The sequence below is a fragment of the Mesorhizobium sp. C395A genome, assembly GCF_030323205.1.
Classification (GTDB): Bacteria; Pseudomonadota; Alphaproteobacteria; order Rhizobiales; family Rhizobiaceae; genus Mesorhizobium.
Window position 1 is genome coordinate 1,801,378 of the sequence record NZ_CP100473.1, and the last position, 16,541, is coordinate 1,817,918.

Sequence of the window (16,541 nt, forward strand, 5' to 3'; positions counted from 1 at the left end):
TCAGTCGTCGTCCTGCGACTCGGCGATGTGGCGCAGTGCCCCGGTGTCGGTGATGCGCAGGCCGCCGCGTTTGATGGCAATGAACGAGCGGTTGCGCCAGTCGTTGAGCGTCTTGTTGACGGACTCGCGCGTGGCGCCGAGGAACTCTCCGAGTTCCGATTGCGAGATCGGGATCCAGCCGGCGCTGTCGGCCATCACCTTGGCCAGGAAGACCAGGCGTTTGGCGAGCCTCGCCTCGATGCCGAAGAAGGCCTGATCGCCGAGTTCGCCGCTGACCCAGCGCAGCCGGGCGCACAGAAGTTCGATCATCGCGCGTGCCAGCGGTGGATTTCTCTCAATGCGATCAAAGAGTTGTATCCTGCTGAGCGAAACCAGCTCGCAAGCGGTCAGGCAGATGGCGGTGGCGGTGCGTGGCCGGCCGTCCAGGGCGCCGATCTCGCCCACCAGACTGCGCGACAGCTCGATATTGGCCACCAGCTTCTGTCCGCCGGGCGAATAGATCGAGATTTCCACCGTGCCGCTCATCACCCCGTAGATCCGGTCGGCGGCATCTTCCTGGACGAACAGATGCTGGCCGGCGGCGTAGCGCTCGACCTTGCAGCCGCTGAACAGGATATCGAACAGCTTTGGATCGATGCGTGCCAGGCGCGGCAGATCGTTTCTGTCGTTAGGGCCGCCAAAAGCCATGTTCCAAATTCCCAATTGCCGCAATCGGCGAAGTTTAAGGCCCGAAGTCTAAGGCAAGAGTGCACCGCGTCAAAGGCCGGCGTTCATCCCTTGCGATTACGCCTTGTAAAGGCTTGGCGCCGTGGTCGCGCCCAGTGCCTGGCTCGTGCCGGGCGGAAAGCCGCCTGCACGCGCGGCGAGAGGAGCCGCGCGTGCAGGCGCCAACTGATAAAAATGGATAGGTGATAAAATTTCTGTAAAACCGAGCGGCCGCAATGCCCTTCCACCCGTTGCGATAGGTGGGCGCAAACAGCGTGAGCGTCTGTGACGGAGATCACATACGGCATCGCTGAAATAATGCGAACGTCATACATCGCGCGAGCGACTGCCGGCAAAGAGACATGCCGACGTTGCGCTCCGGTCATCTTCGACGCAAATTGATTTGTTTCTTTGCCTGCCGGTCAGAATTGCGCCGGTCTAAAATCTGGCAATACAGTTCTTTTACTTCGACAGGACCTTTGGGGGCGACTATGCCGGTCAGCAGAGAGCAGCGAATCCGTCAATATCTCGATCTCGTCACCGGGGGCGAGGGGACTGAATCGGTCCTCGGCAACATGGAGAAGATGGCAGGCGGCGCTCTGGAATCCCTTGCGCCTGCGGAAGCCGGCAAGACGGAGGCGGCGTTTGAATCGGCGCGCGCTGGCATGGAGAGCCTCGCGCGCGGCGCCGAAGTCGCGCCCGAGCAGCTTTCCGATCTGGAAGCCATAATCATCCCGGAGTTGCGGCCGGTCTATGACATCAAGGATGGCACCTTTACGACGCTGACTTTCGACGGCGCTCCGACACCTGGCCATTCCCTGTGGACGAAGCTTACCAGCGAGGCCGCATTGAAGCAGCGCATCGAAGCCGCCCTGCCGGCGATCGGGCGTATCGAACTGTTGTGGAACACCAATATCCCTTACGGCGGCACGGGCTTCGTCGTCGGCCGCAACCTGCTGATGACCAACCGTCATGTGGCGCAGATATTTGCGGACGGCCTTGGCGACCGCAATCTGCAATTCATCAACGGCCGCGCCGCCGGCATCGACTTCAAGCGCGATTCGGCGGCGGGAAACGTCTTCAAGATCCGCAATGTCCGGATGATCCATCCCTATTGGGACATGGCGATCTTCGAAGTCGAAGGCCTGCCCGACAACATCACGCCGCTGTCGCTCGCGGTCGCCGACGCGCGCGATATGCTGCGCCAGGAAGTCGTCGCCATCGGCTATCCCGCGTTCGACAATCGCAACGCGGTCGATGTCCAGAACGAGCTCATGCGCAATCGTTTCCAGGTCAAGCGCCTGCAACCGGGCATGCTGCAGGGCGGCTTCGATACGGAGAGTTTCGGCAAGATCGTCAGCGCGGCGACACATGATTGCTCGACCACTGGCGGCAACTCCGGCACCGCCATGATCAACCTCGCCACCGGCGAGGTCGTGGCGCTGCATTTCGCCGGCCGCTATCTCGAGCGCAACTACGCCGTGCCCACCGGCGCGCTCGCCAAGGACCAGCGTGTCGTCGACCTCGGCCTCAATTTCGCCGGCGCCGCCAGCGGCGGCCCAAACGATTGGGGCGCATGGTGGAACAAGGCGGACAGCGGGTCGCCGGCCGAGGGCGTAAACCTGGTTGAAGTCGGCGGCGTCCAGCAGATCCCGGGCGTCGCCACCCAGACGCCTCCATCCGGAGGCGTCGTCGTTTCGCCGGGCGGCAGCGTCACCTTCGAAGTGCCGTTGCGCATCACCGTCTCGCTCGGCGCAACGCCTGCCCATGAAGCGGTCACGGAATCGGTCGAGCTCGAAGCGGCCAAGCCGACCCCTCCAGGCGGCGCATTCGTTCCCAAAACGGTCGCGGACTATGCCGGCTATAAGGGCTACGATGAGAAATTTCTCTCTGGCGGCACCAAACTCGCGCCGGTCGTTGTGCCCATGCCTGAGGCCACCGACCTCTCCGTGCTGGCGCCGCTCAAGGCCGGCGGCACGCAACTCGACTACCAGAATTTTTCGCTCAAGATGCACGCCAAGCGGCGGCTGGCGCTGTTCACCGCCTCCAACGTCACCGAGGAGAGCAATCTGCGCGAGCCGGAAAAGGGCCGCAACTATTCGCGCGGCGGCCTGTTCAGCGAGCGCTGGTTCCCGGATCTGCGGCTCGACGACAAGTACCAGATCCCCGACGTCTTCTACACCCAGGATCAGGGCGCCTTCGACAAGGGTCATATCGTCAGGCGCGATGACGTGGCCTGGGGCAGCACCTTCGAGCTGCTGCTCAGGGGCAATGTCTGCTCCTTCCATGTCACCAACTGCTCGCCCCAGGTCGAAGGCTACAACCGCTCCGACAGCGGCGAGAAGAACTGGGGCGATCTTGAGAACCACGTCCTGTCGGAGGCGGCGAGCGAGCGGCTTTGCGTCTTCGCCGGGCCGGTCCTCGCCAAAGACGACCGGACCTTTGCCGGCAAGGGTCCCAAAGGCACCAGTCTTCGCGCGCTAGTGCCGCGCCGCTTCTGGAAGGTGGTGGTCGCCCGCGTCAGTGACGGCATCGCCAGTTATGGCTTCGTGCTCGAACAGGATCTGTCAGACACGGAGCTGGAGTTTGCCGTCTCCGACGAGTTCATCGGCGCCATGTACCCGCTAACCGAAATCTCCGAAATGACCGGCATCACCTTCGACAAATCGATTGTCGACGCCGACCAGTACGAAACGGTTCGTGGCGGCGAAATTGCAACGCGGGCGGGATCACGGAGACGAAAGAAGAAGGCTTAGGCTCGCGCGGCGCTGCGATGTCTTGCAGGGAACACCATGACCGAATGGACGCAATCCAAGCCGACCTCCCTGCTGCCGGCCACGCGCCCCCGAGCGGTACCAATTAGCGCCAACACAGCGGAGATCTGGATCAGCACATAGCTGACGGCGAGCCGGGCACCGGAAAGAAGTCGTTCGTCAAAAAGCCGTGATGCAGCGCTTCAAGATAGCGGCAATAATACGGGCTGGTTTTCATCGGGGTTTTTACATGCCCACACGTCACGCCATCATGCTTGCACTTGCAGCGCTTTCCATTCCTGCCGTCTCAATGCCGCCGCAGAAGGCGCAGGCACTGGAGCCTGAAAAATACACTGTCTACTGCGCCAACGACCACATCGAGGTCTCATTCTGGGAGATTGAGCAGATGAAGGTGCGGAACGGATCCGATGTCTGCCAATTCCAGAGCTACACGAGCTACTCAAGCGCGTTGAACTTTGCGCAGAAGAATTTTGGTGGGGAAGGGGCGAGTTGCAGCTGCTAGGAGTGCTGGCTTGGAGTGTGCTGTTCCGGGAAAGAAAATGGTGGGCGATGCAGGGATTGAACCTGCGACCCCACCCGTGTGAAGGGTGTGCTCTCCCGCTGAGCTAATCGCCCGCTCGTTGCCCGAAGGCCAAGCGAGCCGCGATATAAGAGAGGCATGCGGTTGAAGTCAAGGCGATGCGCCTGCCTTCTACGCCTGAAATAGGCAAGGGCGGACGCTGCCGCGCAATCGCCCGTTTCGCTCAGCCGGCCGCAGCTGCAATCAGCCGTTCCGCCAGGTCGAGCGTCAGCGCGTCGAAATGCGAAATCACCGCCGACGGCTCGAATTCTCTGACATGGCGGTCGGTGTAGCCGAAATCGACGGCGACCACCGGAATGCCGGCGGCCTTGGCGGTGTCGATGTCGGTCTGCGAATCGCCGACCATCAGCGCATGATGCGGATCGCCGCCGGCGAGCCGGATGGTCTCGGTCAGATGGCGCGGGGCGGGCTTGCAGAAGGCGAACGTGTCCTGGCCGGCGATCGCGGCGAAATGCTTTGTCAGGCCGAGCGCCTCGATCAGCGCTTTCGAATTCGCCTCGTATTTGTTGGTGCAGATGGCAAGTAGATAGCCGGCCGCCTCGAAACGGGCGATCGCCTCGACCACGCCGGGGTAGGGGCGCGACTTGCCGGGGATGTTGAGCGTGTAGTGGTCGAGGAACAGCTTGAGCAGCCGGTCGTGCTCCTCCACCGCCAGCGACTTCTGCTGCGCGGTATGCGCGCGCTCGATCATCACCCGTCCGCCCTGGCCGACAAAACGCCGGAAGCCGGCCTCGTCGACAGCGGCAAGCTCGCTGGCGGCAAGGCTGTGGTTGAGGCTGTCGAGCAGGTCCGGCGCCGTGTCGATCAGCGTCCCGTCGAGGTCGAACACGATGATCGGTTGGGTCATGGCCTGTCCTGTGGCTGATGCATTGCAGGCAGGCGATAGCGGCTGCGCTTCTTTCAGGCAAGCCGGTGCGAGCCAAAGTCTTTGACCCTGCGGGCAAAAGTGCTAGGAGCGCGCATCCAGAAAAATCAGAACCAAGCCAAATCCCCGGGGCGAGCATGGATGCGAGGCAGTTGAAGGTCGAGGCCGCGCGGGCTGCCCTTGCCCATGTCAGCGACGGCATGCGCATCGGCATCGGCACCGGGACGACGGCCGACGAATTCGTGCGGCTGCTGGCCGAAAAGATCGCCGCGGGCTTGACCGTCATCGGCGTGCCGACGTCGGAGCGCACTGCAGCCCTTTGCCGCGAACTCGGCGTGCCGCTGTCGACGCTTGAGGAAACGCCCGAGCTCGACCTCACCGTCGACGGCGCCGACGAGATCGACGCGGCGCTGACGCTGATCAAGGGTGGCGGCGGCGCGCTGCTGCGCGAGAAGATCGTCGCGGCGGCATCTCAGCGCATGATCGTCATTGCCGATCGCTCGAAGATGGTCGACACCCTTGGCCGGTTTCCCTTGCCGATCGAAGTCAACCGGTTCGGCCTGTGCGCGACCGAAATCGCGGTCGCGGCAGCGGCCAAAAGTCTCGGCCTTTCCGGCCCGGTTACATTGAGGATGACGGGGGGCCAGCCTTTTGTTACAGACGGCGGCCATTTTATCCTCGATGCATCTTTTGGCCGCATTCCGGATACAAGAGCGCTTTCTAATGCTCTCCATGCCATTCCTGGTGTGGTCGAGCATGGTCTTTTCATCGGGCTGGCGTCAGCGGCCATCATCGCCGGCGGCGACGGCATCCAAACCGTCCATGCCGCCCGAAAACCAGGGAGTTCTACCGATCATGATGTTGCATAACCGGGTTCGCAATCTTTGCGCCGTTCTGGCGGCTTCGGCCGTTTTCGCCTTCTCCTCCCCGGCGTTCTCGCAGGAGATCACGGAATCGCATCTGAAGGCGGCACGGGCGGCGGTCACGGCAATCCACGCGACCGACTCGTTCGACAACATCCTGCCGCAAGCGGCGGCCTCGCTCGAGCAGCAGCTTATCCAGAAGAACCCTGATATGCAGGAGCTGATCGGCAAGACCGTCAGCGAAAAGGCACTGGCGCTGGCCTCGCGCCGTGCCGATCTGGAGAAGGAAGCAGCGCTCGCCTATGCCAAGGTGTTCTCCGAGAAGGATCTCACCGACATCGCCGCCTTCTACAATTCCGATGCCGGCAAGAAGCTGCTCGACAACGGCCCCAACGTGACGCGCGAACTGGTCAAGGCCGCCGACATCTGGCAGAACGGCCTGGCGCGCGATCTCGCCCAGCAGGTCGGCGAAACGCTGGCAGCCGCCGCGAAGGCCGCTGCTCCGGCCGCGCCTGCGCCGGATAACGCAACTGCCCCCGCCGATGGCGCTGCACCTGCCGACGGCGATGCGCCCGCAGACGGTGACCAGCCGGAAGCGCCGAAGAACTAAGACGTCTGATTTCGCCACCGGCATCCTTGCCGCTGGACCAGAAAGCCCGGTGGAAACCGGGCTTTTCTTTTGGCTTCATGCAGCCTACCTGTCTCAAACATTTCTTGGGGCAAGGAACAGCAGCATGGCCGGTTACGACTACGATCTCTTCGTCATCGGCGGCGGCTCCGGCGGGGTGAGGGCGGCGCGCGTGGCGGCAGCGCTCGGCAAGCGTGTCGGCATCGCCGAGGAATACCGCTATGGCGGCACCTGCGTCATCCGTGGCTGCGTGCCGAAAAAACTCTATGTCTATGCCTCGCAATTTCCCGAGCATTTTGCCGACGCCGCCGGCTATGGCTGGACGGTGCCGGAGGCGAGCTTCGACTGGCCGACGCTGGTCGCCAACAAGGACCGCGAGATCGCCCGTCTGGAAGCGATCTACGAAAAGAACGTGAAAGGCGCCGGCGGCGAGACGTTCCACTCGCGCGCCATGCTGGTCGACCCGCATGTCGTGCATCTCCTGGGCGATGACCGCACCGTCACCGCCGACCAGATCCTGATCGCCACCGGCGGCCGGCCGGCGCCGCACCCGGCGCTGCCCGGTCACGAGCATTGCATCTTTTCCAATGAGGTTTTCGACCTCAAGCAACTGCCGAAGGCGATCATGATCGAGGGCGGCGGCTACATCGCCGTCGAATTCGCCAATATCTTCCATGGCTTGGGCGTCGACACCACGCTGGTCTATCGCGGCAAGGAGATACTGTCGCGCTTCGACATGGACCTGCGGCACATGCTGCACGAAACCATGGAAAAGAAGGGGATCAAGATCCTCTGCCACGCCGTGTCGGAATGGGTCCGCAAACGGCCGGACGGCAGGCTGGATGCGTTGGTCACCGGCGGCAAGGTGCTGACGATCGACCAGGTCATGCTCGCCATCGGCCGCCTCCCAAACACCGAGAATATGGGCCTGGAAGGCGTCGGTATCGAGCTCGGCATAACCGGCGCCATCGTTGTCGACCAGTATTCCCGCACCAACATCGACAACATCTGGGCGATCGGCGACGTCACCAACCGCGTGCAGTTGACGCCTGTGGCGATCCACGAAGCCATGTGCTTCATCGAGACCGCATTCAAGGGCAATCCGACCGCGCCCGACCACGACACCATTCCGACCGCCGTCTTCTCACAGCCGGAGATCGGCACCGTCGGGCTGTCCGAGGACGATGCCGTCAAGCGCTACTCCGATATCGAAATCTACCGCGCCACATTCCGGCCGATGCGGCACACGCTGTCGGGCCGCGACGAAAAGATGCTGACGAAGCTGGTGGTCGATGGCGCCACGCGAAAAGTGCTCGGCGCGCACATCCTCGGGCCGGACGCCGGCGAGATGGCGCAGTTGCTCGGCATTCCGCTGAAGGCCGGCGTCACCAAGGATGATTTCGACCGCACCATGGCCGTCCACCCGACGGCAGCGGAGGAACTGGTCACCATGTACAAGCCCACCTACCGCGTGAAGAACGGCGTGCGGGTCGATTGACGCCCGCGCGCTCGATCTTGAAGAACCCCCCATGGCAGCCGCTGTTGCCACCGCGATGGGAGGCCTGAAGCTTATTACAACAAAGTGCCGCGCAGGATGACCAGCGCCACCGAAAAATAGATCACCAGGCCGGTGACATCGACCAGCGTGGCGACGAACGGCGCCGAGGCGCTCGCCGGATCGAAGCCGATCCGTTTCAGCGCGAACGGCAGCATCGACCCCGACAGCGAGCCGAAGGTGACGATGCCGACAAGGGCTGCCCCCACGGTCGCCGCGATCAGCGGCCAATGCGGCCCATAATCGTAGAAGCCCATATACTGCCAGAGCGCGATGCGGCAGATGCCGACCACGCCAAGCATGGCGCCGAGTACCAGGCCGGTTGGCAATTCGCGCAACGCCACCCGCCACCAGTCGCGAACGCCGATCTCGCGCAGCGCCAGCGCGCGAATGACGAGCGAGGTCGCCTGCGAACCGGAATTGCCGCCCGAGCTCATGATCAGCGGGATGAACAGAGTGAGCACGATCGCTTTTTCCAGTTCGCCTTCATAGCTTTGCATGGCATTGGCGGTCAGCATCTCCGAGATGAACAGCGCGCACAGCCAACCGCCGCGCTTCTTGATCATGGCGAGAAAGCTCATCTTCATGTAGGGCTCGTCGAGCGCCTCCATGCCGCCGAAGCGATGCGCGTCCTCGGTCGTCTCCTCGATCATGGTGTCGATGATGTCGTCGATGGTGACGATGCCGAGGATCTTGCCATCGTCGACGACGGGAACCGCGAGCAGGTCGTATTTGGAGATCGTCTGCGCCAGTGTTTCGCGATCGGTCAGCGGCGTCACCGTCACCGGGGCGCGATCCGGCGCCACCGACAGGATCGGATCGTCCGGCTCGCCGGTGATCAGCCGGCGCAGGCCGGTCGAGCGCACCAGCACATGCGTGTCTGGATCGACGATGTAGATGGCGTAGACGGTCTCCCGCGTCCGCTCCACCTTGCGGATGTAGTCGAGCGTGAGCCCGACGGACCAGTCCGACGGCACGCTGACGAATTCGGTCGTCATGATCGAGGCGGCGCTGCCTTCGGGATAGCCGAGAATGGAAAGCAGCGTTGCCCGCAGCGGCGGGACCAACCCGCCGAGCAGCTCGGAGCGCGCCGGTTCGTCCAGTTCGCGCAGGATATCGGCGGCGCGGTCGACCGACATGGCGGTCAGGAGCTTGCACGCCTTGGCGCGCGGCAGCGCCTCGGCCAGATCGGAGGCGCCGTCGAGTTTAGGCTGGTCGAAGATCTCGACCAGCCGCTCGAACGGCATTTCGCAAAGCAGTTCTATCGCGGTATCGCGAGATTCCCGGTTCAGGGCCTCGACGACATCGGCGACGTGATCATTGGCAAGGATACGCGCGATAGCGACGGCATCGTCGCTTGCTACGACGGGGGTAAATTCGTTCATGGCTCACTCCTCGCCGTCCGGCGGGACGTGAGCCGTTAGAGGTCACATCGAGGCGGACGGCGGTTGCGTTCGACTACTGTCGCCAGGCATGGCGCGGTGACCTTTCTGCTCGCGGGTTCGAGTTGGAATTCAGCGAGCGGGCGCAACATAGGAGCGCATCTTGGCGAGTCAATCGCGGGAGTGGCGGAAAACAGCCGGGAGCCGGCCCAATCGCGAGACTGTGATGATTATTGAAGGGGGAGGGAGCGAGTGCCCCGCCGCCAGTGGCGGAACGCGCTTCGGCGTGGCTGCTATTTCTGCTTCAGCCGGCGTGAAAAACGCATCCATTTGTCCTCGACCGGCCGCGGCTGCGTAAGGATGGTGGTGAGCTCGCGCGGAAGGTTCGGAACAAGCGGCCTCTTGGTGGCGACGCCGTCGGCGATCGCGACCACGCTGTGATAGAATTCCTCGCCCGAGGCCGAACGTGGCGGCACCGCCTCGTGCATGATGCTGATCACCGTGACATCGGGGCAATTGTCCTTGATCGCCTGGTGGAAGGCGATCTTGCCTTCGGGGTCGAGCGCGCCGGTCGCTTCGTCGAGGAACAACAGTCCCGGTTGCTGCAGCACGATGCGGGCCACAACCAGCTTCTGCTTCTGGCCGCCGGACAGCAGCTGCTCCCAGATCTTTCCCTCGCGGCTTTCATCGGCCATGTGTTCGATGAAATCGCCAAGGCCGGCCTTATGCAGGGCTGCCGCGACCTGCGCATCGCCATAGTCGTCCTCGGAGCCGGGCAGGCACACCAGCTGCTTCAGCGACACCTGCTGCAGCTTGACCTCCTGGGCGGCATAGAAGCTCCTCACACCGTCAGGGAAGACGATGGTGCCGCGGCCATAAGGCCACAAGCCGTTGATCGCCTTGATCAGCGAAGTCTTGCCGCAGCCGGATTCGCCCTTGAGGAATGCCCACTCGCCGCGCCGAAAGCGCAGATTGGCTGCGCTCAGGAACGGCGTGGCGTCTTCACCCTGATGCGCCAGTTCAAGCTTCTGGATGGTCAGGCCGAAGACCGGGTTCTGGCTGGCATAGTGGAAGTCGGAACGGCCGGTCTGGCTGTAGAATTCCTGCGGCTGTTGGACGTTTTCAATGGCGTGCGCCAACTCGATGACGCGCTGGCTGTTGGCCCGCAAGGTGGCGAGACTCGGCATGACATGGATGAACCAGGAACATTTGCTGATCAGCGCGTTGACCTGCTCGGAACCGGTTATGTAGCCCTTGAGGTCGACGCCGTTGTGGATGAACGGCACCAGACCAGGTCCGTAGGCGACAACTTTGGCCCCGACGAAATTATAGACCGATTCGAATCCCGCATAGAGGGTGTTGACGATGTTGAGCTTCGACCAGGTGGTATCGATATCGAGATAGAGCCGTCCATGTATCGTCTTTTGCACGTCTTCGCCTTGCGACGCCGACACATGGAAACTGCGGCGCAACAAAGTGATCAGCTCGCTGCGATAGGTGCCTTCGGCCTTCTGCATCCTGACGTTGAGCCACTCCAGCATTCCGCCGAGTTTGATCGCGATCCAGGTATTGACGGGCACGTAGATGGCAACCGCCAGCAGAGCGAGGACGGCGCTGCCATAGCTGCCGAGGGCATCCAGACCTTTTACCTCCACGGAATTCGCCAGCAAAGCGCCGCCGACAAAATAAAGTGAGGTGAAGACGCCGAAGACACCTTGGGCAAGCCCGATGGCGCCGCCCGCCATGTCTTTGATGGATTCCTGCACGCGCTGATCGATGTTGTCGGGCGCTGGCGCATCTGGCGAGCCATTCTGAGCGTGGTAGTGAGTATGGTTGGTATCAAGCAGCGCCGCATTGAAACGCGCGTTCAACCAGGCGCGCCATTTGCGATGCAATGTCGCCGATACAAATTTGCAGGCGCCTATGATTCCGATGTCCTTGAACACGACCAGCAGCACAAGCAGGCCGGCATTGGTAAGCACTGATTCAAGGGGCGTGGTATTCGCGGCGTCGTGGAAAAAAGCGATTGAGGCTGCCAGTTCGCCCGCCAACACGGTAAACCAGACGTCGGCCTTGCTCGACAGGGCTATGATGAGTGCGAGGACGACGGTGAGAGCCCAGGCCTCTCTCCACCGGTCCGAGAACCAGTAGGCCCGCATCAGTCCCCAGAAGGTCCGCATCGACGATACTGGCGTCAGGGGCGACGGCCCGGCGGGGGCGTCGCGGTTCCAAAGTGCCGATATTGAACGTCGCGGTCTGTCGACCCGAATCACAATCCCGCCCAAACCTTTTTTAGTTTTGTTACGGATAGTAACACCAATTGATCATTTTCTATGAATTTTATCCCGGCGAATGTGAAGCAGCCCACCGGCCGTTGCCATGAGGCAACAGTTGGTGCTGCGAGATCGCCGTCGTTGGGTCAAATTTGTCCTTTGTTTCAATGTGTTGCGAGAACGCTCAGATGTGCGAATATATTCCACTGAGGGAAAGCTCATACACGGCTTTGTGACCAAAAGGCCTGCCCGTCGGCCGGTTTTCCCACCGCGCGCTAACCGGATCGCCCGAAAAATTGCCGTCCGTGATCGCCCCAGGCCGCCCGAATCATTTCACCGGCCATCATGGTTGGGCACGCAAGATCGTCGCTCCTGCACGGCGACTGCTCATGAGTTGGCCCACGCTTTTTAGCTGCAGCTGAACACCGTTTGACAATCAAGCGCACTGGAATGAACCTTGCCGGGCACTGTCGGCACCGATGCATGTCCGGTCCCCAACAAGGAAGCTCCCCAATGCTTGCACGCGCAGCCGTTCCCGCAATGGTGACGCTCTTTGCCTGGCTGCCTCTTGCGCATGCCGTCAGCCAGACCATTCCGGCAAGCGCCGAAGGGCAAATTGAGTTCAATGGGCCGTCCGGCAACATCGGCTGCATCTACACGCCGAAGGGCGGCACCAGCACCTACGAGCCACAGGATGGCGGTCCGGAACTGAGCTGTTCGCGAGTCGAGCCCAGCTACGTCACCGTGATCCTTGGGCCGAACGGCCCGGCGACATTGATCAAGAATCCGGGAGAGCAGGGCTGCTGCAGCGATGTCGCGAAGCTGGCCTATGGCAACAGCTGGAGCAAAGGGCCGTTTACCTGCCAGTCGTCAACCAAGGGACTGACCTGCACGGGCAGCAACGGGCATGGCTTCTTCCTCAGCAAAGCCAAGGTGACGGTGAAATAACTTCGGTCAGCCGGCCTTTTCCAGCTCGCCCTTGGCCTTTGCAGCCGCGACCTGGCGGATGGCATCAGTCAGCGTCTCGGCGTCCTGCGCGCCCATGACGGCGTATTTGCCTTCGAGCAGGAAACACGGCACGCCGGTGATCCCCATCCGCGATGCCGTGGCGATTTCTGTGCGCACCTCCTCGACGTCGGCATCGGTCGGCAACAGCGTTTCGACCACGGCAGCGTCCATGCCTGCCTCGCGGGCGGCATCGACCAGCACGGCGTGGTCGCCAATATTGCCGCCTTCCTCGAAATACAGCTGGAACAGCCGGCGCACGAGCCGGTTCTGCACGGCTTCACCGGCGGCACCGGCCCAGCGGATGACACGATGCGCGTCCAGCGTGTTGGCGGCGACCTTGATGGCGTCGAAAGCGAAATCGATGCCTTCGGCTTCGCCGAGCGGCTCTATGCGGGCATGCATCTGACGGATGCGCTCGTCGCTGCCGAATTTGGCCAGCATGTATTCGCGCCGGTCCTTGCCCTCGAGCGGGATGGTCGGGTCGAGCTGGAACGGCCGCCAGCGCACATGAACCTCAACGTCGCCGGCAGCGGCAATCGCTTTATCCAGCCGCTTCTGGCCGACGAAGCACCAGGGGCAGACGACGTCGGAAACCACGTCGACCGTAATGGAATTGTCATCGCTCATCTTGATCTCCTGCAGCCGAGCGTTTTACCGAGCATGATCTCGGCTACGCTCAGTTCGGCTTGCGCCACCATGTCGGCCATTGATAACCGAATATGGGTGTCTTTTTGGGATGATCCAGGTAATTCCAGTAAGCGAGCCATTGCTGCGCGTTGTACTGCATCGGCACCATGTAATTGCCGGAGATCAGCAATCGGTCGAGCACGCGCACGGCGGCGACATAGTCTTCCTTGGTCCGTGCTCTCAGCATCGCGTCGATCGCCGCGTCGACCGCCGGATCGGCGACGCCGGCCAGATTGAATGAACCTTCTCTTTTGGCCTCTGAAGAACCCCAGCGAAGGTTCTGCTCCATACCGGGAGACAGCGAGTTGCTGAACCCGCTCGACCCGACAAGAACCTCAAAGTCGAAACGCTGCTTGCGCGACTGGATCTGGTCGGCCTCGAGGCTGCGGATGGTCACCGCGATGCCGATCTTTTCCAGCGAGCGCTGATAGATGGCGGCAAAGCGTTCCTCGTCCTGCGAGGCCGTCAGGATCTCGAAACCGAACGGGTTTCCCTTTGGGTCCAGCAGGACCCCGTCCTTGACGGTGTAGCCCTGGCTCTTCAGCAGGTCGAACGCCACCTTCAGCACCTTACGGTCCTGGCCGGTGCCGTCATTCACCGGCGGGCGCCAGCTGCCGTCCATGACATCGGCCGGCACGCGGCCGGGGTAGGGCGCCAGCAGCGCCTTTTCCCTGTCGCTGGCGGGATGGCCGAGCGCGGAAAGTTCGGAATTCTGCCAGTAGCTCATCGTGCGCGTGTACTTACCGCCGAACAGGTTCTTGTTGGCCCATTCGAAGTCGTAGAGCATGCCGAGCGCGCGCCGCACCTCCGGATTGGAAAACTTCTCCAGCCGCGTGTTGAACAGGAACCCGGTCACCACGGGCGGTATGCCGGTGTCGAAGGTCTCGGCGATCACCTCGCCGCGATGAAAGGCGGGAAAATCGATATCGCGCTCGCGCTTGACCGGATCGCCCTCATCGTAAATGGCGCAGATGCCTTTCTTGAACGCTTCCGTCTTGGCATTGGCGTTGAGGAAGTACTCGATGGTGATCTGGTCGTAATTGTCGAAGCCGCGCTTGGAAGGGATGTCCTTGCCCCAGTAATTCGGATTGCGCTTGAAGACGATGCGCTGTCCCGGCTGCACCTTGTCGATGGTGTAGGGACCGCTGCCGATCACCGGCTTCAGCGTCGTCTTGTCGAAGGTATCCTTGTTGAAGGCGTGCTTTGGGATGATCGGCGTCAGCGCGATGATCAAGGGGGTCTCGCGATTGGCCTTGTCGTTGAAGGTAAAGCGCACGCTGTGATCGCCGGTCTTTTCGAGCTTGGCGATCAGGCTCATGCGATCCCTGTAGGGCGGGCGGCCCTTGTCGGTGAAGACATCGTAGGTGAACAGCACGTCATCCGGCGTCACCGGCTCACCGTCCGACCACTTCGCATTTGGATTAAGGTGGAATTCGATCGATTTGCGCTCCAGGTCCATATCGGCGCTGTCTGCGAGCAGGCCATAGAGGGTGAAGGCCTCGTCGTAGTTGCGCATCATCAACGGCTCGAAGACGAGATTGCCGAAAATGAGGTCCTGCATGCCGCGCGCCGTGGTGCGCAGGCTCTTCAGGATGAACGGGTTCAGATTGTCGAAGCTGCCGACGACGCAGTAAGTGATGTTGCCGCCCTTGGGCGCATCGGGATTGACGTAGTCGAAATGCTGGTAGTCGGCTGGCAGCGCCGGCTCGCCCTGCATGGCGATGGCATGTTTCGGTTCCGACATCGCCACGCCGGGTGCAAAGGCGAAGAACGAGATTGCGGCGATCAGCCAAACAAGAATGCGGCCCATGACCGTCTCCTTACTGGGCGGCTTGATGATTCGGAGTGCACCCTAACATGGCGCCGCGGCGCTCCGGCCAGATACATCAATCCAAATCGCACGACCCAAATTGCGAGGCCAAGAATTGCAGGCGGCGGGCTGGATTCGGCTGCTCATGCAGTGTAACACGCGCTCCGAAGTCATTCTGTTGCCTCAATTCGGCAACAGGTAGCAGGACCACACGGCGCGAAGAAGCCGGTCCCGGGATCATTTGAGAGGAAATGCACGACATGACGAGCCTGAACAGCAACGCATACCGCCTTTCGGTCCTGGCCGCGGGCGTGGTCGGCTTTCTGGGCGCCGGACTTCCCACCGCTTCGGCACAGCAACAGATTCCGCAGGGTTGGTTCAAGGCCTGCACCAAGCAGGAAGATGTCGACATCTGCAATGTCCAGAACATCATCACTGCCGGCAACGGCCAGTTCGTCACCGGCGTCAGCCTGATTGAGTTGAAGGGCAAGGTAAACCGCAAGGTCTTCCAGGTCACGGTTCCCCCAGGTCGCCTGGTGCCCCCCGGCATCGCCCTGCAAATAGACGCCGGCAAGGCGACGAAGCTGGATTATGTCATTTGCTTCGCCGACCGTTGCGTTGCCGAAGTGCCGCTGACCGACGCGCTCGTCGCTTCCTTCAAGAAGGGACAGGCGATCACGCTGACCTCGATCAACTTCCAGAGTCAGCCAAATCCAATCAAGGTTGCCTTGACCGGCTTCAGCGGCGCCTTTGACGGCGCGCCGCTGCAGCAGTCGGACATCGAGGACCGGCAGAAAAAACTTCAGGATTTCGTCGTCAAGAACAACCAGGACTTCGCCAAGAAGCTCAAGGACGAGCAGGCCAAGGCCAAAGCCGCCAACTAATCGCCGGGACAGATACCGGAGCGACAAAAAGCGGGGTCATGCCCCGCTTTTTTGTTGTCGTCACGTCGATGCAAGGTGATGTCAGTGTCTCGACTGGCGTTTCGGCTCGTAGCGTCCATCCGGCCGCTTGTCGAACATCTCGCCGATCTGCGGATGACGGACCGGCTCACCTGATTGGTCCTCGAGCAGGTTCTGCTCGGAGACATAGGCGATGTATTCGGTTTCCGAATTCTCGGCGAGCAGATGGTAGAACGGCTGGTCCTTGCGCGGCCGCACGTCGGCCGGGATGGCTTCGTACCATTCGTCGGTGTTGGCGAATTGCGGATCGACATCGAAAATGATGCCGCGGAACGGAAACAGCCGATGACGAACCACCTGTCCGATCGAAAATTTGGCCGTTTTCATCATACTCACCACTAAGCCTCTAGAGCGCCCGGCGTCCCCTCCAATGTGCGAAGAGCGCTCTAAGGCTTTGAATTTACACACACCGTGGCCCAAAATCGAGCCCGACTTAGGTCTGGGATCAG

General features: G+C 61.8%; 14 protein-coding genes and 1 tRNA gene. 7 read left to right on the forward strand and 8 right to left on the reverse strand.

The window, feature by feature from the left end; translation table 11 throughout:
• A complete protein-coding gene (locus NLY37_RS08870; protein WP_023738834.1) occupies positions 1-687 on the reverse strand; it encodes a Crp/Fnr family transcriptional regulator in 687 nt (228 codons plus the stop codon).
• 509 nt (positions 688-1,196) lie between these two features.
• Here NLY37_RS08870 and NLY37_RS08875 point away from each other — a divergent pair.
• Both NLY37_RS08875 and NLY37_RS08880 read left to right on the forward strand, forming a co-directional pair.
• Positions 1,197-3,461, forward strand: coding sequence for a DNA/RNA non-specific endonuclease (locus NLY37_RS08875; RefSeq protein WP_286442145.1), 2,265 nt, complete (start codon positions 1,197-1,199; stop codon positions 3,459-3,461).
• 190 nt (positions 3,462-3,651) lie between these two features.
• Positions 3,652-3,981 carry a hypothetical protein gene (locus NLY37_RS08880; protein WP_023741215.1) on the forward strand — a complete coding sequence of 110 codons (330 nt, stop codon included), beginning with the start codon at positions 3,652-3,654 and terminating at the stop codon, positions 3,979-3,981.
• Between the two features lie 38 nt (positions 3,982-4,019).
• Here NLY37_RS08880 and NLY37_RS08885 read toward each other — a convergent pair.
• Both NLY37_RS08885 and NLY37_RS08890 read right to left on the reverse strand, forming a co-directional pair.
• Positions 4,020-4,094: transfer RNA gene (locus NLY37_RS08885), tRNA-Val, on the reverse strand.
• Positions 4,095-4,222: 128 nt separating this feature from the next.
• Positions 4,223-4,906 carry a phosphoglycolate phosphatase gene (locus NLY37_RS08890; RefSeq protein ID WP_023741216.1) on the reverse strand — a complete coding sequence of 228 codons (684 nt, stop codon included), beginning with the start codon at positions 4,904-4,906 and terminating at the stop codon, positions 4,223-4,225.
• Between the two features lie 155 nt (positions 4,907-5,061).
• Here NLY37_RS08890 and rpiA point away from each other — a divergent pair, with 155 nt between their 5' ends.
• From rpiA to gor, 3 genes are all read left to right on the forward strand, one after another.
• Positions 5,062-5,793: a ribose-5-phosphate isomerase RpiA gene (rpiA, locus tag NLY37_RS08895; protein ID WP_023741217.1), complete on the forward strand. Its 732-nt coding sequence runs from the start codon at positions 5,062-5,064 to the stop codon at positions 5,791-5,793.
• The gene (locus NLY37_RS08900; protein WP_023668979.1) at positions 5,780-6,397 is read left to right on the forward strand and encodes a DUF2059 domain-containing protein; all 618 of its coding nucleotides are present in this window, start codon (positions 5,780-5,782) and stop codon (positions 6,395-6,397) included. Before rpiA ends, NLY37_RS08900 begins: the two co-directional genes overlap by 14 nt.
• A 124-nt stretch (positions 6,398-6,521) precedes the next feature.
• Positions 6,522-7,913, forward strand: a complete 1,392-nt coding sequence (gor, locus tag NLY37_RS08905) for a glutathione-disulfide reductase (protein WP_023691326.1) — start codon at positions 6,522-6,524, stop codon at positions 7,911-7,913.
• Positions 7,914-7,987: 74 nt separating this feature from the next.
• Here gor and mgtE read toward each other — a convergent pair whose 3' ends face one another.
• Entirely contained in the window at positions 7,988-9,355 is a 1,368-nt protein-coding gene (mgtE, locus tag NLY37_RS08910) for a magnesium transporter (protein ID WP_023741218.1), read from the reverse strand.
• Between the two features lie 290 nt (positions 9,356-9,645).
• Entirely contained in the window at positions 9,646-11,532 is a 1,887-nt protein-coding gene (locus NLY37_RS08915) for an ABC transporter ATP-binding protein/permease (RefSeq protein WP_023741219.1), read from the reverse strand.
• 633 nt (positions 11,533-12,165) lie between these two features.
• Between NLY37_RS08915 and NLY37_RS08920 the strand changes: the two genes are divergently transcribed.
• Entirely contained in the window at positions 12,166-12,573 is a 408-nt protein-coding gene (locus tag NLY37_RS08920; RefSeq protein ID WP_198024927.1) for a hypothetical protein, read from the forward strand.
• A 6-nt stretch (positions 12,574-12,579) separates the two neighbouring features.
• Here NLY37_RS08920 and NLY37_RS08925 read toward each other — a convergent pair whose 3' ends face one another.
• On the reverse strand, positions 12,580-13,260 hold the full coding sequence (locus tag NLY37_RS08925) for a DsbA family oxidoreductase (RefSeq protein WP_023702256.1): 681 nt from the start codon (positions 13,258-13,260) through the stop codon (positions 12,580-12,582).
• A 49-nt stretch (positions 13,261-13,309) separates the two neighbouring features.
• The gene (locus NLY37_RS08930) at positions 13,310-15,130 is read right to left on the reverse strand and encodes an extracellular solute-binding protein (protein ID WP_023726575.1); all 1,821 of its coding nucleotides are present in this window, start codon (positions 15,128-15,130) and stop codon (positions 13,310-13,312) included.
• 260 nt (positions 15,131-15,390) lie between these two features.
• Here NLY37_RS08930 and NLY37_RS08935 point away from each other — a divergent pair, with 260 nt between their 5' ends.
• Entirely contained in the window at positions 15,391-16,014 is a 624-nt protein-coding gene (locus tag NLY37_RS08935) for an invasion associated locus B family protein (protein WP_023668972.1), read from the forward strand.
• Between the two features lie 81 nt (positions 16,015-16,095).
• Here NLY37_RS08935 and hspQ read toward each other — a convergent pair whose 3' ends face one another.
• On the reverse strand, positions 16,096-16,419 hold the full coding sequence (gene hspQ, locus NLY37_RS08940; RefSeq protein ID WP_023668971.1) for a heat shock protein HspQ: 324 nt from the start codon (positions 16,417-16,419) through the stop codon (positions 16,096-16,098).
• Between the last annotated feature and the right edge of the window lie 122 nt (positions 16,420-16,541).